Annotated in this window: 23 protein-coding genes; 10 read left to right on the top strand and 13 right to left on the bottom strand. The window is 50.5% G+C overall.

The window, feature by feature from the left end:
• Positions 1 to 139: 139 nt before the first annotated feature.
• Positions 140 to 580: a hypothetical protein gene (locus R3B84_09470; protein ID MEZ6140787.1), complete on the bottom strand. Its 441-nt coding sequence runs from the start codon at positions 578 to 580 to the stop codon at positions 140 to 142.
• A 294-nt stretch (positions 581 to 874) separates the two neighbouring features.
• On the opposite strand from R3B84_09470, the gene R3B84_09465 reads away from it, so the two are divergent.
• Positions 875 to 1,912, top strand: a complete 1,038-nt coding sequence (locus R3B84_09465; protein MEZ6140786.1) for a replication initiator protein A — start codon at positions 875 to 877, stop codon at positions 1,910 to 1,912.
• A gap of 42 nt (positions 1,913 to 1,954) precedes the next feature.
• Here the strand turns inward: R3B84_09465 and R3B84_09460 are convergent, their stop codons facing one another.
• The 11 genes from R3B84_09460 to R3B84_09410 form a co-directional block, all read right to left on the bottom strand.
• Positions 1,955 to 4,717 (bottom strand): AAA family ATPase, encoded by a 2,763-nt coding sequence (locus tag R3B84_09460; GenBank protein ID MEZ6140785.1) that lies wholly within the window; start codon positions 4,715 to 4,717, stop codon positions 1,955 to 1,957.
• 204 nt (positions 4,718 to 4,921) lie between these two features.
• Complete coding sequence (locus R3B84_09455; protein MEZ6140784.1) at positions 4,922 to 5,254, bottom strand: hypothetical protein; 333 nt, start codon at positions 5,252 to 5,254, stop codon at positions 4,922 to 4,924.
• Positions 5,255 to 5,422: 168 nt separating this feature from the next.
• A complete protein-coding gene (locus R3B84_09450) occupies positions 5,423 to 6,148 on the bottom strand; it encodes an AAA family ATPase (protein ID MEZ6140783.1) in 726 nt (241 codons plus the stop codon).
• A 294-nt stretch (positions 6,149 to 6,442) separates the two neighbouring features.
• Positions 6,443 to 6,634 carry a hypothetical protein gene (locus tag R3B84_09445; protein ID MEZ6140782.1) on the bottom strand — a complete coding sequence of 64 codons (192 nt, stop codon included), beginning with the start codon at positions 6,632 to 6,634 and terminating at the stop codon, positions 6,443 to 6,445.
• 104 nt (positions 6,635 to 6,738) lie between these two features.
• Entirely contained in the window at positions 6,739 to 7,485 is a 747-nt protein-coding gene (locus R3B84_09440) for a hypothetical protein (GenBank protein ID MEZ6140781.1), read from the bottom strand.
• Between the two features lie 2 nt (positions 7,486 to 7,487).
• Positions 7,488 to 7,682: a hypothetical protein gene (locus R3B84_09435; protein MEZ6140780.1), complete on the bottom strand. Its 195-nt coding sequence runs from the start codon at positions 7,680 to 7,682 to the stop codon at positions 7,488 to 7,490.
• A gap of 106 nt (positions 7,683 to 7,788) precedes the next feature.
• Positions 7,789 to 8,067, bottom strand: coding sequence for a hypothetical protein (locus R3B84_09430; GenBank protein ID MEZ6140779.1), 279 nt, complete (start codon positions 8,065 to 8,067; stop codon positions 7,789 to 7,791).
• Between the two features lie 10 nt (positions 8,068 to 8,077).
• Complete coding sequence (locus tag R3B84_09425) at positions 8,078 to 8,617, bottom strand: hypothetical protein (protein MEZ6140778.1); 540 nt, start codon at positions 8,615 to 8,617, stop codon at positions 8,078 to 8,080.
• 10 nt (positions 8,618 to 8,627) lie between these two features.
• Entirely contained in the window at positions 8,628 to 8,780 is a 153-nt protein-coding gene (locus tag R3B84_09420; protein ID MEZ6140777.1) for a hypothetical protein, read from the bottom strand.
• 36 nt (positions 8,781 to 8,816) lie between these two features.
• Complete coding sequence (locus R3B84_09415) at positions 8,817 to 9,014, bottom strand: hypothetical protein (protein ID MEZ6140776.1); 198 nt, start codon at positions 9,012 to 9,014, stop codon at positions 8,817 to 8,819.
• 288 nt (positions 9,015 to 9,302) lie between these two features.
• Positions 9,303 to 10,196 carry a zincin-like metallopeptidase domain-containing protein gene (locus tag R3B84_09410; GenBank protein ID MEZ6140775.1) on the bottom strand — a complete coding sequence of 298 codons (894 nt, stop codon included), beginning with the start codon at positions 10,194 to 10,196 and terminating at the stop codon, positions 9,303 to 9,305.
• A gap of 504 nt (positions 10,197 to 10,700) precedes the next feature.
• Here R3B84_09410 and R3B84_09405 point away from each other — a divergent pair.
• The 9 genes from R3B84_09405 to R3B84_09365 all read left to right on the top strand — a co-directional run bounded on the left by R3B84_09405 (position 10,701) and on the right by R3B84_09365 (position 18,657).
• The gene (locus tag R3B84_09405) at positions 10,701 to 11,537 is read left to right on the top strand and encodes a hypothetical protein (protein ID MEZ6140774.1); all 837 of its coding nucleotides are present in this window, start codon (positions 10,701 to 10,703) and stop codon (positions 11,535 to 11,537) included.
• Positions 11,534 to 12,124: a hypothetical protein gene (locus R3B84_09400; GenBank protein MEZ6140773.1), complete on the top strand. Its 591-nt coding sequence runs from the start codon at positions 11,534 to 11,536 to the stop codon at positions 12,122 to 12,124. The genes R3B84_09405 and R3B84_09400 overlap by 4 nt, the downstream gene beginning before the upstream one ends.
• The gene (locus R3B84_09395) at positions 12,111 to 14,789 is read left to right on the top strand and encodes a UvrD-helicase domain-containing protein (protein MEZ6140772.1); all 2,679 of its coding nucleotides are present in this window, start codon (positions 12,111 to 12,113) and stop codon (positions 14,787 to 14,789) included. Before R3B84_09400 ends, R3B84_09395 begins: the two co-directional genes overlap by 14 nt.
• 14 nt (positions 14,790 to 14,803) lie before the next feature.
• Positions 14,804 to 15,535, top strand: a complete 732-nt coding sequence (locus tag R3B84_09390; protein MEZ6140771.1) for a PD-(D/E)XK nuclease family protein — start codon at positions 14,804 to 14,806, stop codon at positions 15,533 to 15,535.
• A gap of 63 nt (positions 15,536 to 15,598) precedes the next feature.
• The gene (locus R3B84_09385; protein ID MEZ6140770.1) at positions 15,599 to 16,333 is read left to right on the top strand and encodes a multiubiquitin domain-containing protein; all 735 of its coding nucleotides are present in this window, start codon (positions 15,599 to 15,601) and stop codon (positions 16,331 to 16,333) included.
• The gene (locus R3B84_09380; protein MEZ6140769.1) at positions 16,308 to 17,480 is read left to right on the top strand and encodes a ThiF family adenylyltransferase; all 1,173 of its coding nucleotides are present in this window, start codon (positions 16,308 to 16,310) and stop codon (positions 17,478 to 17,480) included. The genes R3B84_09385 and R3B84_09380 overlap by 26 nt, the downstream gene beginning before the upstream one ends.
• Positions 17,477 to 17,926, top strand: a complete 450-nt coding sequence (locus tag R3B84_09375; protein MEZ6140768.1) for a DUF6527 family protein — start codon at positions 17,477 to 17,479, stop codon at positions 17,924 to 17,926. The genes R3B84_09380 and R3B84_09375 overlap by 4 nt, the downstream gene beginning before the upstream one ends.
• A 50-nt stretch (positions 17,927 to 17,976) precedes the next feature.
• Positions 17,977 to 18,420: a hypothetical protein gene (locus R3B84_09370; GenBank protein MEZ6140767.1), complete on the top strand. Its 444-nt coding sequence runs from the start codon at positions 17,977 to 17,979 to the stop codon at positions 18,418 to 18,420.
• Between the two features lie 96 nt (positions 18,421 to 18,516).
• On the top strand, positions 18,517 to 18,657 hold the full coding sequence (locus tag R3B84_09365) for a hypothetical protein (GenBank protein MEZ6140766.1): 141 nt from the start codon (positions 18,517 to 18,519) through the stop codon (positions 18,655 to 18,657).
• A gap of 35 nt (positions 18,658 to 18,692) precedes the next feature.
• Here R3B84_09365 and R3B84_09360 read toward each other — a convergent pair whose 3' ends face one another.
• Positions 18,693 to 19,718: an AAA family ATPase gene (locus R3B84_09360; protein ID MEZ6140765.1), complete on the bottom strand. Its 1,026-nt coding sequence runs from the start codon at positions 19,716 to 19,718 to the stop codon at positions 18,693 to 18,695.
• Between the last annotated feature and the right edge of the window lie 92 nt (positions 19,719 to 19,810).

The following is a 19,810-nucleotide window of genomic DNA, read 5'->3' as shown; positions in this document are numbered from 1 at the left end:
CAAACACTTTTGTCATCATTGCATGAACAAATGAAAACTTATTACTGAAATAACAGCTATTTGCTTGAAAGTTTGTCACAACAACTATTTTCACTTTTACTCTAGCAGAATGCATTGCCATGGAAACCCATGGATTTATTCATCCTATATCCAGGTCTTTGCCAAACGTGGGAGCAGTCATCCCCACTTCTTCCCACGTGGTGGGTGCGTCTCCTTCGCAGCGGTAGGCATATTCCACTGCTTTGGGGTTTTCGGCTTCAAAGTAGCACACCACTTCGAAGTAACTGCCAAAATCGTGCGGGAAGGATTTGATCCCCAACCGGGCACCTTCTGGTTCTTGCCCTAGCTTGGCCCGGATCGCCTGAATGTACTGTTGGCACTCTATGCGAGCCTTTTTGTTGTAATCCCGCTCTCCCACGGAAACGCAGTCTTCTTGTGCGGGAGCAGGTCCTACGGGAAGATAATCATCAGACATGGTGGGCACTTTCGAAATGAACTTCTTCAATTCCACTACCGGAACTACTTCGGAGATGCAACGATTTTTCTGAGACCCCACTACTGGCCTTGGCCACCTTGCCAAGCAAACCTTCCCCTCCTCCTCGATCTGAAAGTTATCCCCAACCCCGCTGAGAGTTATATCTTCGTTAGATAATGTGTTACGCTGAGAAAATCGGCCAGAACCATTTGAAAGCACAGATGAATTTCAGCCCTCCGGTGGGCAAACCATCGAAAGAAAGTGGGTGAACTGTCGAAACTCGGTGGGTAAACCATCGAAACTTCCCATGGGTGGGTAATATGTCGAAACTCCCACTCATGGTGGGTGAAATGACGAAAGGACTTGACAGGGTGGGTGAAATGACGATACCCTCCCTGCATGTCGTTGCCCAAAGATCGTTCCCCTCTCCTTCCCGAGCGTTATCCCACGCCCGACTTTTTCCTGTGCGACATCTTCGATGCCACTCCGAAAGGGGATATGGCCTCGATGGAACACCCGATCTTCTCGCTCTCCACCAAGCCGGACCACCGAATCCGTCGTTATGAAAACAATGGCATTGTGATCGAAATCAAGCCATCTGCCGATGGCCTGGCCACGGTGCATGACCGGGATATTCTCATTTACTGCATCTCGCAACTGATGGCTTCCCTGAATGATGAGAAACCGGTCGCCCAGGTCATCCGTTTCAAAGCCTACGATCTGCTGAAAGCCACCAACCGCATGACGAGTGGTCAAGGCTACGAAGCCCTGAAAGCAGCACTGGAACGGCTGGCAGGCACCCGGATCAGCACCAACATTGTCACTGGAGGACAGGAAATTTTTGAAACCTTCGGCATCATCGAACGTGCCCGCATTGTGCGGGAAACCCGTGATGGCCGGATGCAGGAAGTCGAGGTGAAACTTTCGGACTGGGTCTTCAATGCCATCAAGCACCACGAGGTACTGACCCTGAACCGTGATTATTTTCGCCTGCGGAAGCCTTTGGAACGGCGAATCTACGAACTAGCCCGCAAACATTGCGGCAAACAGAAAGAATGGCGGATTTCGCTGGATAAACTGCGAATCAAGTGCGGTTCCTCATCCACACTGAAAGAATTCCGTCGTCTGATCAGTACCATTGTTGAGGAAGACCAGCAGCACGCACATATCCCCGATTATGCAGTCCTGTTACAGGACGATCTGGTCGTCTTTCAGAACCGCAGCGTGGTGGAGGAAGTAGAACTGCTTCCTGAGGTGCTGGTACCTCCTCTGAAGGCGGAAACCTACCACGATGCCCGCACTGTGGCACCCGGCTGGGATATTTACTATCTGGAGCAGCAATGGCGGGAATGGATCACCGAACCTCCCCACCATGCCGATAAAGCGTTCATCGGCTTCTGCCGGAAATGGTATGAGAAACGCGGTGCCCCAAAGTGATCAGGTTGATTGAGGTTGCAAGAATTTGATTGAATAGACTACTTAAACAAGTTTAAAGTCATACTTCCTGCTTCTTAATTCAAATGCTTTCTTACCACCTTCCATTACTTCAGTAATGATTCTTCTAACTTCTGGCGTTTCTATCGCTCCATCGATTTCTATCTCGATTCGAGAGTTAGAAGTCTGAACTCCCGTTACGTCAGGATCACCTCCCGAAATCAAGGCTACAACCTTGTCAGCATCGCCGTTTACAACAAAGTTAGGATTATGTGTTGCTAAGAAAATTTGGCGTGTCCTCTTTGTGGTTTGAAGGAGTTTGACAATGCTCATAATAACTTTGTTATCTAAATCGTCTTCAGGCTGATCGATAATAAGAGTCCCAGCCTCCTGTCTTAAAAGAAGGTTTAGCAATGCAGCAGCTTGCTGACCTTCAGACGCCTGCTTAAATGGGATAAAGCTTCCGCGATCATTATACTCAAACATGATATAGTCTTCAGGTGTAGAAGTGAGCATATTAGATATTTTTGCATCATCAATTTTTGCATAAATTCCTGCTAACTGCGAGGGTGTCAGTTCAGATCCTGAGAAAGCAAAAGATTCCTTGATAATTGTGATGATATGTTCACCCGGCTCCATATTCTCGCCGCTTAGCATTTTATGCTTATACACATCGAGCATTTTGTCGCAGATTTGGCTCCAGCCATATTCTTCATCAGACTTCAAAATGTTTTCAATAAGGGAAAGGCATTTATCCTCTAAATCTCTGATTCGCTGATTTTCGCAAATCTGCTGTACGGCAGCAATAAATTCGCGCGGCTGGTTTTCCCGTACAGCCTTAGCCCTCAAGAAATTATCAGGCATTGCCGCTACTTTGTCAGCAGCCTGCTTAAGAATAGCAGCTTTTGCTACCAGAACATCATGTAGCTGATGTCGTGATTTAACTAGCTTTTCTAGGTTTCTCTCCATCAGTTTTAACGCGGACTCTGCTTTGCGTTCTCTAGCCTCAGCCTGCTGTAATTCGGCATTCAATTTCTGAGATTCGGCAATTAAAGTTTGCAGGCTTGCTTGCTGTTGAATCGCTGAACTATGTTGCGTTTCAAAGGCATCAGCTTTTACCTTAAATGCTCCGGATAGCTCTTTTCGTTTGGCTTCAATCGTAGCAAGAAAAGCCTTTATTTCCGCAATTTTCTTTGTGACATCGCCCCTAGTTTGATCGACAAACATTTTCATTGCTTGCGCTTCATCAAACTGAGCTACATCAATCCATTGAGAAGTATCTAGGGATTGGAATTCAGTTTCCAGTGTTTGAATACTTGAAAGATCATATTCAACTAATTCACCCAATTCGGAGAACAGTGCCGTAGTGCTTTTATAACTGGGTGCTTTCTCTAGAATTGCCTGATTAGCTGGTGTTAGACCGGACTCTTCCAACCGTTTTATAATGGCAGCCAATCGGCGACGCAAATCAGCCACGCTGTTTTTTGCCGCATTATACTCTGATTCGGCAATCCAATACTTAATGGTTTCCTGTAGGGCTGTTTTTATCTCACGTTTTGCAGCACCTAAGTCCTGCTCTATTTGTCTTCTTGCATCCAAGAATTCAGCAGCGGCAATTCCGGTAATTTGATCGACCGCATTTTTTCCGCGGACTAGGGTTGATAGCTGTTTTTGATAGAAAGCACGCGCTCTGAAACGCTCTTGAGCTGTAGCTATCGTTATGCGCTCCGGATCTACCCCTTTGACGGTAACGAAAATGTATTCCCGCTCATCATAGGTTCTTTTCCACGTTTCGATGACACCATCGCGGTCGAGTATTACCTCGACATATCCATGAGCAAGTGTCTGCTCAATTAGACTCTTTTCCCTTTCGCGTTCTGCCTCATCGTCAGTTTCGGTATCGATTGCACTGCGCCCCAATCCAAATCGAAGATACTCTAAAATAGCAGACTTTCCTGATCCCCTTCCGCCAATGAGAGCTGTAAAACCATCGTTAATTACCAGCTCAAAGCTTTCACCACATAAGGTGGAATTAACTCGAAGTTCTAGTACTCGCTGCGATGGCAATGATGGATTTTCGTAGGTAATACGGGCTTCATCAGCCAGCAATGCCTGTCTAAGAGATTCGGTGGTAGGTTCGCCCAATCTTACCCAGCATGTGTGGGCACCTAGTTTTTCATAACCAGCAGAGCGATTATCGCCAGTAGGCAAAATTCCTTTTCTTCTAAAGCCCCAGTTAGGGTCCAGTCCCCAAATTTTTCTTTTTGTTGACTCGTCCAGCTGACTGAACGCTTTATCAGAATACACACCATCAAATGGTAGTTCTTGAAATCGTTTGCTGAATCCATGCCTCATCATACTCTTGTGAGCACCATGATTGCTTGCGTGTGGTAAAATCAAGGTGCATTTACTTAGGTATGCATCTTTTGCAATGCCTTCAATAAATGGTGCAATATCTTTGCCGCAATGCATAGCTTGGGGAGCTGTTGGGGCATTTCTATCCGGTCTTGTTATTGAATTTAGATGGCCTCCATAGACTCTCAGCCAATCATCCCACCCTGTCGTCGAATCAAATAACATAATACACTGTACTGCATCGTTGCATGTTATCTCGATTCCAGGGAATAACCAAGGCTTTGCAGTGCCCAGTGGAAGTTTCTCAATAGATTTCTGGGCATATTCGACAAAGCAGAAATCGTGGTGGTCAGTAATTGCAATAGCATGCAGGCCCTTTTCTATACAGGTCTTAATAAAGTTATCCATCCAACCCTGTCTGGTAGCCTCATCTTGGTCGGTACCTCCAGCCATTGGAAGGCTTCCAGACCATTGTGGATCTCTTGGAGTGTGAATCTGGAAGTCAGTTTTCTTCCATACGGCTCCAGGATGCCTCCCTTTTGGATATATTGTCATCTTTGATTGCCCAAAGTTTACCAGATCGCAGTTTCTAGACTTAGTTTGCTATTTGTAGCTTTCACCAGTACATGTTTTTATCCTAGAAATGCTATCCAGCTTTTATATTTTTCCCTGATTTTGTCTCACCAGCCATAGTTCAAGGGCCTCTTCCACGATGTCCTGCATCGAACATGGCTGGATGCCAGCCAGTTGGCGTTCCAGCGAGATACGCTTGAGACTGCTGGCTAATTCCGGTTTCACCCGCGTGGTCAATGGAATGCGTCCCGCACCATACATGGAAACCGGAGCCGGTACCGGTGCAGAAGTAGCTGCAGGCGTGGCCACCAGAGCAGCCACTTCTTCTTTTTTGACCTTCCCACCATAAACGAACGATTTCTCCACCTCTTCGATGGTTTGCAGGCCTTCTACCAGCGGTCGACGTTCAGCCATCATGCCCTCCTTTTGGTTTTGATTGCCTGGGGCAGGATTTCTCGGAAGATCGCCTGCACCTCTTTGAAGTCTCTACTGCTCTGCTCCCCATCTGCCAGACAACGGTGTCCCTGACCGGGGCATCCGCATAGACCTGGCGTAAAATCAACGCCTGTTTCGCTACTGGCAGATTTAAGGCCTGGCAGCATCCTGCATATCTTTGGTGAGCCGATAATTTTTCCCCACCATGCTGAGAATAATGATCGCTTCTGGTCGTCCGTGGCGGATATCCTGACTGGTGCGTAATACTTCCGTGGCTTTGGCGAGTGCCCGCACTTCGAGCATGGATGCTTTGCACGGTACGAGTGCCAGATCGGCCCGTAATAATAATGCCCGACTGGTTTCCGTGTTGCTTCCCGGCCCATCCGCGATGACAAAATCGGCTTCATTGCGAAGTTGCGGTAATTCCTGCAAAATATCTTCCGGATCCTGCAACCGAATGGTGGTTACTTCGGGTGCTGCCTCTTTGATCCAGACCGAAGATGACTGCTGGGTATCGCAGTCAGCCAGAATGACCTTGTGTCCCTGGGTGTGTAGCCAGGCGGCAAGATGCACTGCCAGCGTGCTTTTCCCTACCCCACCTTTTGAATTGGCAATGGCAATAATCATGACTGGCAGCTTGCCGAGAAACTGTCCTTCCAGCAAGCAGAAAAACACCGTTGCCAGCGGAATGGCCAGCACTGTGACCAGAATGCCACGGGGCAAGCTGGCCAGTTTGTTGGCTTGTTGGGTTGTTTGCAAGTAGAATTGTTGTTGGAAAAACAATCTTGTCAGCATGTCAACATGCTTGCCAGCACGTTGGCAATCCAGAAAGCCAGATGGCAGGCGGTGCATTTGGCTGGCAGGTTTTGCTGTCAACTTTCCAGTGGAAAGTCTGGCAGGTTGACCGCACCAAAAGCCAGTTTTCCAGTGGAAAACCTTCCTATGCCCTGCATAGGGAAGATGTCTGACACATTTATGTGTCCTCTCTTCGTCGGTCTATCAATATTCTCATGATCGTTGGAATATCATGCAAAATCTGAGGAATCGCTCATATATGAATGGGCGTACAGATTAAGATTCGCTCATTCTCGTAGGGCTTTCCCGCACGTGGGAACAAAAAAAGAGGTGAGCCGATGGCCCACCTCTGAGGTGTTTCCTTGCGGTTGGGTGCTACTCGTCGAGTGGAACTTCGTACTGCTGACCTGCGGGCACCGGCACCGTGCTGATCAGGTAACCCACGCGGTTGACCGTGTGGAAGCCACTGACCAGCACCAGGCCGTGGTCGGTATCGACCAGCGTCCAGATGCGGTCAGTAGGCTGTTGCCGAACGAACACCAGTTCTGGCCCATAGGTTTCGAACATGCAGCCAGACTAGTCGCCAATGGCCCAGCCCGCCATGCTGTTCAGGTGGTTGGCCAGTAACGGAAACTGGTCGTCGAACTGGTCTTCAGTGAGGGTGATGATGGTCATTGGGCGGTCCTTTCTTTCTGGAAAATCATGCAGGTATCGTGCAGGCCGGGGATGAATGCCGAGCGGTAGCGTTTTCGGCTACTGCTGGCACCATGGCTAAAGCGGATGATGTCGGTGCAGTGCTGCTGCAAACCGGCAGCAAACGCCAGTCGTTTCGTGTGATAGGTGAGGGGGACGTAGCCAATCTCCTTGTCCTGGTAGTCACCCATTAGGATGGCCAACTTGCCCCCGGGGGTGAGTTTGCTGGCACAATTACGGATGAACTGGCCATAGCGTTGGAGAAATTCTTCCAGCGTGGCAGCCCGTGACAAGTCCCGGGGATCATGGCTGTAGAGTTTCATGCGCCAATAGGCAGGATGGCTCCAGATGAAATCGACTTCGGGCAGTTTGGCAAAATGAGTGGGATCACAGGCATCAAAGCCGAGGTGAATGTCGAATTCCAGATAGGGAATCTGCAATTCCCGGCAGACATCGGCACAGGTGCCCGATCCCCGCATCGGGTCGAGCACCTTTCGGGGCTGAAAATAGTTCAGCAGGTCTTTGATCAGATTGCCACCACAATTGCCCGGGTAGCGTCGGTCACCATACTCTCCCGCTCGGTGCCAGTGGTAGAGACTTGTTAAGTGGGGCACAGGACTACCATTTAGCGGAGCGGCTGGCAGTTTGGCATACCGCACACTGGGAGTGGGTTGGTCACCGGTACGGGCGGCATAGAACGGATTGACAATGATATTGGATTGCATGGTTATTCTCCTGATTGGGGTTCAAACAGATGGTTGGCAGTGATACGGATTACGTCCCAATTGATGCCCACCGTAGCATCATGGTTCCGTTTGCAGGCTTGTAACACCTGCCAGCATTGGTCATTGCTAAGATCGGGGCGAACTTCCCGCACATCGTCGATCTGCCAGACAATGGCAATTTGGTGTGCCTGGGTCATTGGTCCCTCCTTTCCAAATGGTCGATGACACCCCTTAGCTGTGGCTCGTACTGGTTGCCAGTTCGAGCAGAGTAGAACGGATTGACAATGATGTTGGATTGCATGGTTATTCTCCTGCGAAAAGGGTTACAAATTCGATTCTTTCCCACTGCTCGATGGCGTGTCGCAGCACTGGTTCGTAGTTGTCGCCACGCCAGGAATTGCTGCCAAAGGCAATATTCCCCTTGGCGAGCAGTCCCAGGTGCAGCACCGCCACATGGTGGGGCTGAGGAAAAACAATCCCCAGCATGTCACCTTCCGTGGGGTCAGCGAAGCGGACCACGTGGAACGGTGTTCCACTGATGCCATTGCGATGACGGGCAATCTCTTGAATGGTGATTTTCATGGCATTCTCCTTAGTTGTGGTAATCGATGATAATGAGCCATTTCTGACCCACCGAATGGCGTAACAACAGGTGGCCATCGAGGTCGACGAACTCGCAGTGATTGGCATCCCGGTAGATTTCCATACCCAAATACGGTTCCAGCCAGCGGTCCATGGTTGACTGATCCAGCACAAAGGCATCATCATCGTAACCAATCAGACAGGTGCTGTTGCGGAAGTAGGGGGAACAATCCTGCCCACCCAGATCCTTCCAAACCTGCTCCAGGGTATCGCGGTGCTGCAAAATCTCCTTTTCTGACCAGCGATCTGCGGGCAGACTGGGGATCAGTTTCCGCACGGCGGTGCGGTAGGCTTCGTACTCCGGTTTCGGGGAGAACAGGCCACTCCAGCGACCACCGATAACGAACCAGTCGCAGAGTGGGGTGCCGAACCGGCCCCCACTGCCACAGAAGCTCTCATCGTTGACGAGCTGGTCGTAAACTTGTTCCCGCACCGATTCAGAAGATTCGTTCAGTGGAAATGTTGCGGTGACAAACAGACGATAGTGCATGGGAACCTCCTTATTCAGCATGTTGCAGGGAAAAGCGGATTTCATCGAACTGCCGTTCCAGTTCGTCATAGGTGGCATCGAACTCCTGGTCGCAGCCTGCGGCCAGTTCGACAGCGAGGTCATAAAGGCGGGATTGGATGTGATGAAAATCGATGTGGTTCATGATGATTCTCCTGAAAAATGTTGCTGGAACAATTGCTTATGCTTTGGCTTCGCTAGCACTACGTAAGGTGATGCGGCCATCAAGGGGCACCGAATCGAGCTGAATGCTGAAGCCTTTGCCATCTTTGTGGGACCAGGCACTGCCGATGCGGGTCCAGATCCCTTTCTCCGTGCCACGGTCACGTACCTGATAGGCAATCATGCTGGGGGATTTATCATTGGTTGCTTGAGACATGTTTTTTCTCCTTAGTTGAGTGACGGGCCGCGACCACCGCGGCCTGATGGCAGCGACAAAAAACCGCTTCAGTCCGTGGCGTAGCGCACCGGTCAAGGGGAAAATTGGGGGGACCCTCAGGGGGAACCGATTTTCCCCTTGATCCGGCACGGCGGCGGTTTTAAGCGTGCCCATCACTAGGCCGAGGTGTCCGGCCAGCACCGATTAACCGGATGAAAAATCAGTTGAAGAAACACAAGAAACCCACAACGATGTTCGGAAAGGGCAGGAACGGGCTGAAAGGGGGAATTATTCCGCACTTGGCTGCAACTGGTGCAGAAAATCAACGGCTTTTTCTGCTTGGGCGGCTGCCGTGAAAATGGCTCGGGTATCGTCCTTCAGTACGCGAAGCCAGGATTGCAGATAGCTGGCATGTTCCGGCATCACTTCAGGGGTAATCTGCAGGTCGGCACAGAGGAAAGCGGCACCCAGTTCCGCAATGAGCTCTTCGATACTGTACGCTGCATCGCCAAAACGGTTCTTGTCCAACTGGCGATTTAACCGGCGTTCGTGTCCGGTCCAGTGCACGGCTTCATGGGCGAAGGTGCTGTAATATCGCTCCCGGTTGTCAAACGTGGCATATTCCGGCAACTGAATGTAATCTGCTCGAGGGTGATAGAAAGCCCGCTCGCCACCGTGCTGCACCGTGGCCTGGGTCTGGCGGAAAAACTCCTCCACGTGGTTCAGTCGGTCCTGGTCGTTGGTTTCCTGCTTCTCGCGGGCGTAGTAGTGGGCGGGCAGGCCTTCAATCTGGTCCACATTAAAGACCGTGTACGACTTCAGGAAAGGGATTCTTTGCGTGGTTTCCTCTCCGGTTTCGGGGTCGGTTTCACTCTTTTCAATCTGGTTCGCATATACCACCGTGGTGCCTTTCTGGCCTTTCTTGACAAAGGCTCCGAGTTCCTTCGCCTGCTGAAAAGTCATCCAGATCGGGCAGGAAAACCCACCTTCCAGGCCGGAAAGCCAGAGTACGACCACATTAATGCCGTGGTATTTCTGACCGTTAAACCGTAATGGGCGAGTGATGGAACCCGCTGCATGCTTCGCGTTCCATGGTTGGTGCCAGGGTCGAACACCGGTTTCCAGTTGTTCGACGATCCGGCTGGTAATCAGTTGGTAATGATCCTTCTTTGCAGTGTGCATGACCTGCCTCCCCAGTAACGAAAATGTCGGGCAAGCGCCCGCGCTTGCTCGAATTCGAGGCAGACCGGAAAGGGGGGAACGGTGGTCAATGGCCGCAGGGACAACGGAGGGGACCTGTCTGCACAAGCGACCATGGATGGAAGCGCGGAAGATGGGGAGGAAACCGTGTCCCGGAGCCGAAGGAAGCCTTGCCACCGTGGGGGATTCTCCCAGTATTCTGAACTTCAGACTAGCAACGAATCCACCTTGCATAAAGAAAGTGCAATCTGAATAACAGATATCAACTCAGCACGCTCAAAGAATGGAAACGTAAAAAACATATCTAAGCCAAACTCTGGAAAGAATTCATATTTTTCAATAATGTCGATATTATCTTGAAGTAATGAGTTTCAATCCTATAACTAAGTAAAAATCTGCTTTACATTATTGAAAACTAGAATAGCCCATAAATTTTCATTAGAGAGTGATTCGCAAGAATTATTCGATTTGGGTATTGGAGCATGAGTGAATTCTGAGTCTGAAGATAACAAACTCCTTACAACTTCCATAAACTTAGTGCCACTAAAAAAGCAGAGGGATGGACAAATTTACACACGTCCTCCCGAAATCGAGGTAGTCATCTCGGATATGTCTCGGCTTACGAAGAATGAGTTTGTCAAGCGAGTCAAGGCCAATGATACGGTTAACTCTATCCCTTCTGAATGCCTCCTTTATTTTTTGCGCCGACCACTCTTTAACGGCGATGATGAAGTGCAAGGTGAGATATTCACAGCGATTCGGCAGCGTGTTCTTAAAGCGGTTCCGGTTCCTGGACGGCATATCTCTGGGAAGTCACAAGTGGCCGAAAAATCTGTCGATTTAGACATCCGAGATGCTGTTTTAGACAAGTTCCAGGAACTACTTTGTAAGGATCGAAACGAGTACCAGGAACGCCTCGATTTTTTCGAGTGCCGTTTTAATGCGGCTGTGGCCCGTTTGAGAGCAACAGCACGTCGCGATGTCAGCACCAAAGCAGCCCATTACGAGCCCTTGATCTCTGAGAATGAGACAAACGAACCGGGCAAGGAGGTCAAAGCAGCACTTTTCAGCGTCATGGAGTCGTTCGACAGCCCCAGTAACGATTTTCTTTACCGGTCGAAGATACATGCTGCGATTAGCTCCTTGCCACTTGATGAACGGCGGGTGGTCGAGTTGTTCCTTGAGGGCTTCCCGATTGACTCGAAGGACCAGGACACAATGACAATGGTTAAGATTCTCTACTGTTGCGAGAAAACAGTGCGGAACCGGCTGAAACGTGCTTTCGCTATGCTTGCAGAGCTTTTGAAAGAGGAGAACGCATGATGATGCCAATCGACAAAGATGCCGTCCTCGATGCGTTTGCGGCAGAATCCCTACATGATCGCAGTACTTTGGATCGTTACGTACGAGAATACCCGGACCTTGCCGAAGAATTGATTGATCTCGCATCCGAACTTCGGTTCAGCGCGGGTTTTGCGAATACAGAGACAGGCGTTATCAGTGATCCGAAGCGTAACACCGCTTGGGAGAACTTCCGGAAAGCTGGGATGGCATCGGCAACTGTGGACCCTTTTGCTCAGTTCAAGGGAGCAGCATTTGCGGTACTTGCCGGAAAATTGGACCTTCCACGTTCCATTCTGACTGCGGTTCGGGACCGGCTCGTTGTTCCTTCGTCCGTTCCCGGCGGCTTTGTTCGCCGCCTCGCCGAGGCGACCAACACCACAATCGAAATAGCCAGAACGTACATGGCACAAGAGAGTCAGACGCCCCTAAGCCTGGAATTCAAATCGGATCACAAGCCTTCGAAGCAAGGGCAGATAACATTCCGCCAACTTATCGAGAGTACCGAAATGAGTGAGTCTCAGCGACTTCATCTCCTTCGGGAGTGCGAAGAACATGAACTCCCTTGAAGCAGCTAGGCAGCGAGCGGAGCAGCTACATGTCGATGCTGTCGCGGCCAGGCACAACCCGAGAAATCCTTATGAATTTATTCGGGCCCAGGTCGAAAAACTGCTGATCGAGGTCGAACGCGTTCCCAAGGGGGATATTCGACTTTACGGTGGTCGGGCGTTGTACGACCCAGATGCCCTATTGATCCTCCATGAGGAAACAGGCGATGCTTTTCTCAATGCTTTTCTCATTGCACACGAGCTTGGTCACATTGATCTCGGCGGGCAATCGGAACCGATGGCCATTATGGATACGGATCCGCTTCGGGCTGCGGAGGCAGTGCCGATTAGTGTGGAACGGGTCGTCGACTACAGCCGTCGCCAGCGGCGCGAAGTGCAGATGGACCTGTTTGCCAGAGAGTTTCTCTTGCCTCGCCCCTGGCTGCGTAAACTCCATATCTCGGAAGGGATGACCGCATCCGAGATTGCAACCTTTACGTCAGCACCTTTTGCTGTGGTCGCCCAGCAACTTCTCGATGCCCTGTTATTGCCACGTGTTGAAAACGTTGCCAAGGAAGCGACTCCCGAAAGACCCCTTGCTCCCGACCAAGCCCCAGCCGCTTCCCATGAAGGAAGCCCCTACTTACTTGAAGCCGGACCGGGCACTGGCAAAACCCAAACTTTGGTGGGACGAATCGAGCACCTGCTTTCTCGAGGTGTAGATCCTGAAAAAATTCTGATTCTGACCTTTTCGAATAAAGCGGCAAGCGAACTAACTGAGCGAATCGGCAACAAATATCCCGAGGCTGCAGCCAAGATTTGGGCTGGAACTTTTCACGGTTTTGGACTCGACATCATTCGCCGTTTTCATGACCGATTAAAACTGCCCGTCAGTCCGCGCCTTCTCGACCGATCCGATGCCATCGAACTTTTAGAGCGCGAATACCCCAAACTAAACCTAACTCATTTCAAAAACCTTTGGGACCCGTCCGATACCCTGGGCAAAATTCTGTCTGCGATTTCGCGGGCGAACGATGAGGTCGTGGACGCAGCTGAATACCGTTCTTGTGCTGAGAAGATGTACGCGGCAGCCACGACCGCCGAGGAACGAGAAGTCGCCGAAAAATGCCGGGAAGTGGCAACCGCTTTTGCGGCTTACGAGCGACTCAAGACGGAAAGTGGCTGCGTCGATTTCGGTGATTTGGTCGCACTTCCGGTACGGCTCTGTGAATCGCACCCTGACATCAAACAGCACTTGGCTGCAACTTACGAACACATCCTGGTGGATGAGTACCAGGACGTGAACCGGGCCAGTGTGCGGTTGCTCAAGGCCATTGCCGGTGATGGTAAGAATCTCTGGGTGGTTGGCGATGCCAAGCAGTCGATCTACCGTTTCCGGGGAGCCTCCGCTTACAACATGGGACGCTTCGGGAATGAGGACTTTCCCGGCGCGAAACGGGGTCGCTTAACGATCAACTACCGGAGCCATGAGGAAGTCATTTCCGCTTATCTCAAGTTCGCCGAGGAAATCACAAGCGTTCGGGGAGCGAACATCGGTTTGACGGCAAATCGGGGGGCTTGTGGTCGTCTTCCGGAATACCGTGCCGTTGTGCGATCGGATGACGAAGTTGCCGCTGTTGCGGAAGCCATCGAAGAGCTTCGCAAAGAAGGCTACTCGTATCGAGATCAAGCAATTTTGAGTTCAGGGAATGACCGTCTTGGGCGCTTCGCCGAAGGATTAGAGCGACTGGGCATCCCCGTGCTTTACTTAGGGAGCTTGTTCGAGCGGGACGAGATCAAGGAATTGCTTTCGGTCTTGTTACTCGTCGTTGACCGTCGAGCAATGGGCCTTGTGAGAGTTGCTGCCGCAGACCGATGGGCCGTTCCGCTTGGGGATGTGGCGAGCCTCCTGTGGCATCTCAAGGACCAGGATTGTCTGCCTCTCGCTTGGGTCGAAGCACTTGATGGTGTGCCAGGCATAAGTGCAGAAGGCAGGGAAGGACTTCGCAGGATCGCTGCACTCGCCGCAGGCTTTAGTATCAACGCGAATCCTTGGGACGTTTTGGCCTCAGTGCTCCTTGACCGTTCGCGGGTTGCTGCTGAATTCGCAGGGTCTTCGGCCGTCAACGCACGGACACAAGCTATCGCCATCTGGCAGTTGATGAGTTTCATCCGCACCCAGCCACCGGGAAAGGGCCTGCCAATTATGCGCTTGCTCGAACGGATTCGGCGAATGGTCCTCCACGGCGATGAAAAGGATTTGCGACAACTTCCAACTTCGGCCCAAGGAATCGACGCTGTGCGTCTGATGACCATGCATGGAAGCAAGGGTCTAGAGTTCGGCGTCGTCCATATTCCAGGTATGGTGAATGGGAGTCTTCCTCGTTCGCCAAGAAGCGATCTGGCAAGAAGCATTATCCCGCCCGATGGACTGATCGAAGGGGTAAGCGGCAAGAGCCTTGATGTGCTGTTGACCTCGATAAGCGAAGAACATGAATGTCTGTTCTTTGTCGCTCTCTCCCGCGCAAGGACCGATTGCTGCTTTACTCTCCTACTCAGAAATCGAACGGCAGCAATTGGCCTCGATCCACTTTCCTGGATCGTCTGGGGAGTTGCATCACCTCAAGCAACATCTCTCCGAAAACGCGGCTCCCACCCAGTGACATCAGCCTTACCGTATCGCTGAAGCTGGAAGCGGGAATGGCCCTGCGTGATAGCCAGTTGGCTCTATACCAACGATGTCCCAGGCGTTTCTTCTACACCCACGTTCTTGAAATCGGCGGCCGTCGATCAGAAACATCATTTATGAAAATGCACGATGCGGTTCAGAAGGTGATCGACGTTGCCACGGTTGCGGAGGATGGAGAGTTTTCCCGCGAGAAGTTCGACGCTGCCTTTGAAGAGGCTTGGGTCAGCCACGGCCCCGCCGATCACGGCTACTCTAAGGAATACAAGCAGATTGCGTTAGGTCTAATTCGCTACCTGGAGGAATCCACCAAGGGCTACAAGGTCCAACCCTCACCTCAATTGCGGCTTCCCGTGTCCGGGGGCTGTGGAGGAGAGGTCGTCATCACCCCGGATCAAGTGGTGAGTCACCCAAGTGGCCAGGTTATAATGCGTAAAGTGCGAACCGGGCACCGTTCGGACAAGGAAAACGACGGTATTGCTGCTGCGGTCTTTCATCTCGCGGCAACGGCACATACGCCCGGATGCAAGGTGGAACTCGTCCACCTCAGTGACGCTGAAGTTACGCCTATCCAAATGTCGGCAACAGTCCTTCGCAATCGTCAGGCGACCGTAACGACGATATCCGAAAACATTCGGGCAGGCCACTTTCCGCTGGAAGAGGGGACGGCCTGCCCGCGTTGCCCCGCCTTCTTCGTCTGCGGGCGACTCCCTTCAGGTCCGCTGGTAAAAAAAATCTCCGGTTGAGCTTACCGGTTGCGTTCACTGGCTGCGATTAACCCTCCGTAATCCTTTTATGGAGGTGTTTTGATGACTGAAGTAACGCAAACTGGAGAGACCGAACCTGAAGTTCCTCTCCATGGGAACCGATCGTTTCGCATCCTTGTGAGCAACGAGTCCCTCGAATTTCATCCCAGTACTCTCGACGACCCGGTGCCCTTGGGACGTCAAATTCTCTCAGTGGCAGGATACGAGCCACTTCGTGAGTACAGCCTCTTTGCGATCCTACCTTCGGGCGACTTCGAGGATGTGCGGCTTGATGAGCCGTTTGACATTCGCGGGAAAGGTGTCGAGCGATTCGTGGCTTTTCGCTCCGACCGCAGCTTCCGGCTCACCCTGAACGACCGCGAGATTCGCTGGGGTTTTTCGACCATTCCCGGATCGGCCCTCTATGCTCTCGCCAAGCCTTCTGATGAAGAGGCCATCTTCCTTGATGTCCGTGGGGGACAGCACCGGCTCATCGAACCTTGCGATGCGGTTGAACTGGCCGACATCGGCGTCGAGCGGCTTTACACCGCACCGCATCCGCCACAGACCTACGAAATCATCGTCAATGGAAGGCTCCGCACTGTAACTGGCAACATTGTGACGTTCGACCAAATCGTCCAACTTGCGTTTCCGGGTGCACACGACAGCTGCGTCGGTTTCGACGTGACTTATCAGAAGGCTGCTGCCCAGCCACCTGTTGGACAACTGGGACCAACTGGCTCAATCAAAATCAAAAAAGGAACCGTATTCAATGTTACGCGAACTGTTCAATCTTAACCTTGATCTCAAGCGGCTCCGCGATGAGGGGTACTTCGCCCAGATTCAGGGAGGACTCCTCCTGGTCCGGGAAGTGCCCTATGTCGATTCCAATCAAATCGTGCGGCGTGGCACGCTTATTTCGGAGCTCGCCTTGGCGGGCAACAGAACCAAAAAACCCGACCACCAAGTTTGGTTCGATGGGGATTATCCTTGCTTCCCAGATGGAAACCCGATCAAGGCGATTTCCAACGAGACTAACAACTTTAAACTTGGGAGTGGCGTAAGTGCCAAATACCGTTTTTCCAGCAAACCAGAGGGCGGGTATACTGACTACTACCATAAGTTGACGACGTACGCTGGCGTCATATCTGGTCCAGCAGCAGTGCTTGAAACTGGAGCCACTCCGCGAGTTTATCGACAAGCGGAAGATGAAGGTGACGGGGTCTTCAACTACATTGACACTGCTTCCTACCGAGCCGGAATCGGGACACTCAGCGAGCGACTTTCCGAAGAAACTGTGGCTATTGATGGCTTAGGCGGCAGTGGTTCATACGTCTTGGACTTGGTGGCGAAAGTGCCGGTGCAGGAGATCAGGTTGTTTGACGGAGATGAATTTCTGCAACACAACGCTTTCCGCGCTCCCGGTGCACCATCCTTGAACCAATTGCGGGAAGCACCGCTTAAAGTTGACTATTTCAAAAACATCTACTCGCAGATGCATCGGAACATCGTCACCTATCCAAACTATCTTCGGGCGGAAAACCTTCACTTCCTTGATGGTGTTACGTTCGCTTTCTTGTGCATGGACGCCGGGGAAGACAAGAAGGTCAGTATCAAAAAACTCGAAGATATCGGAGCATCGTTCGTCGATGTCGGGATGGGCCTTCAGCTAAACGACGGCTCCCTCGGCGGAATCCTACGGGTAACGGCTAGTACGCCACAAAAGCGAGAGCATGTCCATGGAGGTCGTATTGCATTCACTGGCGGCGGGGCAGAAGATCTGTATTCTTCGAACATTCAGGTCGCCGACCTGAACTCGCTTAACGCGACGTTGGCGGTCGTCAAATGGAAGAAAATCCTGGGATTCTATCGCGATGTGGTAAACGAACACCACTGCACCTACACAACTGACGGCAACCTCCTTATTAATGGGGATGAAGTATGATGCTTTCACTCGAGCACCGATTCGTCCATTTGATACCTGAAACACTGGAACCGGGTATACTATACATTTCACTTGAATATATGACTGCCTCGCATCTTTGCTGCTGTGGATGTGGAGAGGAAGTTGTCACCCCGTTTTCGCCGGTTAGTTGGAAGATGATATACAATGGTGAATCGATCTCCTTGGTGCCATCCATCGGCAATTGGAACTTACGATGTCGGTCGCACTACATTATAGATCGAGGGAGAATTATTGTTGCATCTCCTTGGACGGATGAACAAATTGCAATGGCTCAGATACGTGAGACAGAAGTTAAGCTAGGATATTACGAAAAGCCACTAATTCATCAAGCAAATCCAGCTTCAACCAATGATATTGCAACAAATATTTCGAAAGTAGGTTTTTGGGGGAGTCTACTGCGATATTGGTTTCGAAAAGACAAATGACCCAATAACCAGTTTTGGAACAGAATCTGGTACAGAAAAGGCACTATTTTGTGGAAAATCTGATAAAATCTGGAATGATTACGGCATGGTGTACCGCTGCGAAAAGGCTACAAAACACGATAAAAAGTGGTTGTTTTGGTGTTTTCCTGAAATTTACTCGATTCGATTGGCTGCTAAAATTACCAGATGAACTTGAAATAGATTTTAACAAAGTCCGATTTGAATTATTGACGGAGAACCAAATGCCATACGTTACATCTTTTGAAAGAATTGCGAAAGAAGAAGGGATTAAAATCGGCGAAGAACGGGGCCGAGATGAAGGTATTAAAGTGGGCCGAGATGAAGGTAAAGTACTTGGTTTGCGAATCGGACAGATTCAACTTTTACAGGAAGTTCTCGGTCTGCCACTCAATTCCGCAGAAGAATTTCAGCAGAAATCCATTGATGAATTGGATCGGCGGATTAGCGAATTGAAAGCGAAACTTATCCCTTGAATCTATCGCCAAACTGGATCCAGTGAACCGCAAATTTCTTTGTAGACAGGAATTTCTGTTCTATATTTACATACCCAGTCATACGTGGGGAGAAATATGAACGCAATTTTGTCTTATCCCAAACAGGCTTACAAGTATATCGAAGTCGAGTTTGGAACGCTTGGCCTGATAATTGCCGGTGTCTTGTGCGTTGGCCTGGTCCTATTGGTTTTTACCTGGTTTGATCGCAAGAAGTAACGTGTTATGCTGTAAGAGTTTATGGAAAATTTCGATTAATTATCGCCCAGCAGGGTGGGGACTTTTTCCTGGAGATGCTCAATTTCACCAATTGTCTCCCCCAGGTAGGCCAGCAGGCGAAGATCATCTCGCGAGACAGTTCCACCAGAAAAGAGCCACGCACGCACACGGAATAGCTTGTAGAGTTTCACCAGCTTACGATCGCTGATAAAAATGTGGTCTTCACGCACCAAAGTTTTGACGAGCCGTTGAAACTCGCGGAACACATCATCTGGAAAAAACAGATTCCGATCTGTCTGCTGGTCCCCACCTGCGTTGCCAAGTCGACGTGCGAAGAGTAGGGTAAGGTATCGGTTTGCCTTCAAAAAATCGTCCAGAGTACAGTGGTTTTCTTTCCACGGTTTCTGGTTCAGGTTTTTGTATGCTTCGTTCTGCAAGCCTGCATCAATCAGTTCGGTAAAATATTCATCCGAAACCGAACTACTGAGAATTTTCAGCACAAAACGGTCTTTCAGTGCGGCTAATTCACCTTGTTCCGGGATTTCGTTGGTGGCAGCGAACAGAATCCGCAAAGGGACTGGTTCCGGCATCCCATCCTGGTAGAACTTTTTCTCATTAATAATTGTTAATAAAATATTCAGAATAGCACTGTTCGACTTGAAGATTTCATCCAGAAAGGCCAGCTTCGCAGTGGGTAACTTTCCTTCTTTACGGCGAATGTACGCACCATCGCGAAGTTTGGAGATGTCGATGGCGCCAATAATCTCCGAAGGCTCAGTAAACCGCGTCAACATGTATTCGAAGTAGTCGGAATCGTCCAGATTCAGGGCATCTTTGAATTTCAGGACAATATCGGATTTGGCTGTACCGGGCGGTCCCACCAGAAGCAGGGGTTCCTGGGCTACTGCCGCCACGACCATCAGGTCAATAATTGGCTGTTTGTTGATGAGAAACCGGCCCAGGGATGTGCGGAACAGATTAATTCGGTGCCGCAATTCTTCTGCTTCAGCCTGGAGATCCTGTAAGGTCAGATTTTCTGGTGCGATCGTGGTGCTTGTCATCGGTTGCGATTCTGTACTCGATACTGCAATTTTTGATAGGGAAAGCGTACCACATTCCCAAGGTGAATTGTGGCAAGAAAACCAGATTGTTC

Source organism: Zavarzinella sp. (assembly GCA_041399155.1).
Classification (GTDB): Bacteria; Planctomycetota; Planctomycetia; order Gemmatales; family Gemmataceae; genus JAWKTI01.
The sequence above is the reverse complement of the archived record's forward strand: the minus strand, read 5'-3'. Positions and strand labels throughout refer to the sequence as shown.

Coding starts and splice junctions, on each gene's coding strand:
- R3B84_09465 (MEZ6140786.1), top strand. CDS start 875: ATGTCGTTGCCCAAAGATCGTTCCCCTCTCCTTCCCGAGCGTTATCCC.
- R3B84_09460 (MEZ6140785.1), bottom strand. CDS start 4,717: ATGGCTGGAGGTACCGACCAAGATGAGGCTACCAGACAGGGTTGGATG.
- R3B84_09455 (MEZ6140784.1), bottom strand. CDS start 5,254: ATGATGGCTGAACGTCGACCGCTGGTAGAAGGCCTGCAAACCATCGAA.
- R3B84_09445 (MEZ6140782.1), bottom strand. CDS start 6,634: ATGTTCGAAACCTATGGGCCAGAACTGGTGTTCGTTCGGCAACAGCCT.
- R3B84_09440 (MEZ6140781.1), bottom strand. CDS start 7,485: ATGCAATCCAATATCATTGTCAATCCGTTCTATGCCGCCCGTACCGGT.
- R3B84_09435 (MEZ6140780.1), bottom strand. CDS start 7,682: ATGACCCAGGCACACCAAATTGCCATTGTCTGGCAGATCGACGATGTG.
- R3B84_09430 (MEZ6140779.1), bottom strand. CDS start 8,067: ATGAAAATCACCATTCAAGAGATTGCCCGTCATCGCAATGGCATCAGT.
- R3B84_09425 (MEZ6140778.1), bottom strand. CDS start 8,617: ATGCACTATCGTCTGTTTGTCACCGCAACATTTCCACTGAACGAATCT.
- R3B84_09420 (MEZ6140777.1), bottom strand. CDS start 8,780: ATGAACCACATCGATTTTCATCACATCCAATCCCGCCTTTATGACCTC.
- R3B84_09415 (MEZ6140776.1), bottom strand. CDS start 9,014: ATGTCTCAAGCAACCAATGATAAATCCCCCAGCATGATTGCCTATCAG.
- R3B84_09410 (MEZ6140775.1), bottom strand. CDS start 10,196: ATGCACACTGCAAAGAAGGATCATTACCAACTGATTACCAGCCGGATC.
- R3B84_09400 (MEZ6140773.1), top strand. CDS start 11,534: ATGATGATGCCAATCGACAAAGATGCCGTCCTCGATGCGTTTGCGGCA.
- R3B84_09395 (MEZ6140772.1), top strand. CDS start 12,111: ATGAACTCCCTTGAAGCAGCTAGGCAGCGAGCGGAGCAGCTACATGTC.
- R3B84_09390 (MEZ6140771.1), top strand. CDS start 14,804: ATGGCCCTGCGTGATAGCCAGTTGGCTCTATACCAACGATGTCCCAGG.
- R3B84_09385 (MEZ6140770.1), top strand. CDS start 15,599: ATGACTGAAGTAACGCAAACTGGAGAGACCGAACCTGAAGTTCCTCTC.
- R3B84_09380 (MEZ6140769.1), top strand. CDS start 16,308: ATGTTACGCGAACTGTTCAATCTTAACCTTGATCTCAAGCGGCTCCGC.
- R3B84_09375 (MEZ6140768.1), top strand. CDS start 17,477: ATGATGCTTTCACTCGAGCACCGATTCGTCCATTTGATACCTGAAACA.
- R3B84_09365 (MEZ6140766.1), top strand. CDS start 18,517: ATGAACGCAATTTTGTCTTATCCCAAACAGGCTTACAAGTATATCGAA.
- R3B84_09360 (MEZ6140765.1), bottom strand. CDS start 19,718: ATGACAAGCACCACGATCGCACCAGAAAATCTGACCTTACAGGATCTC.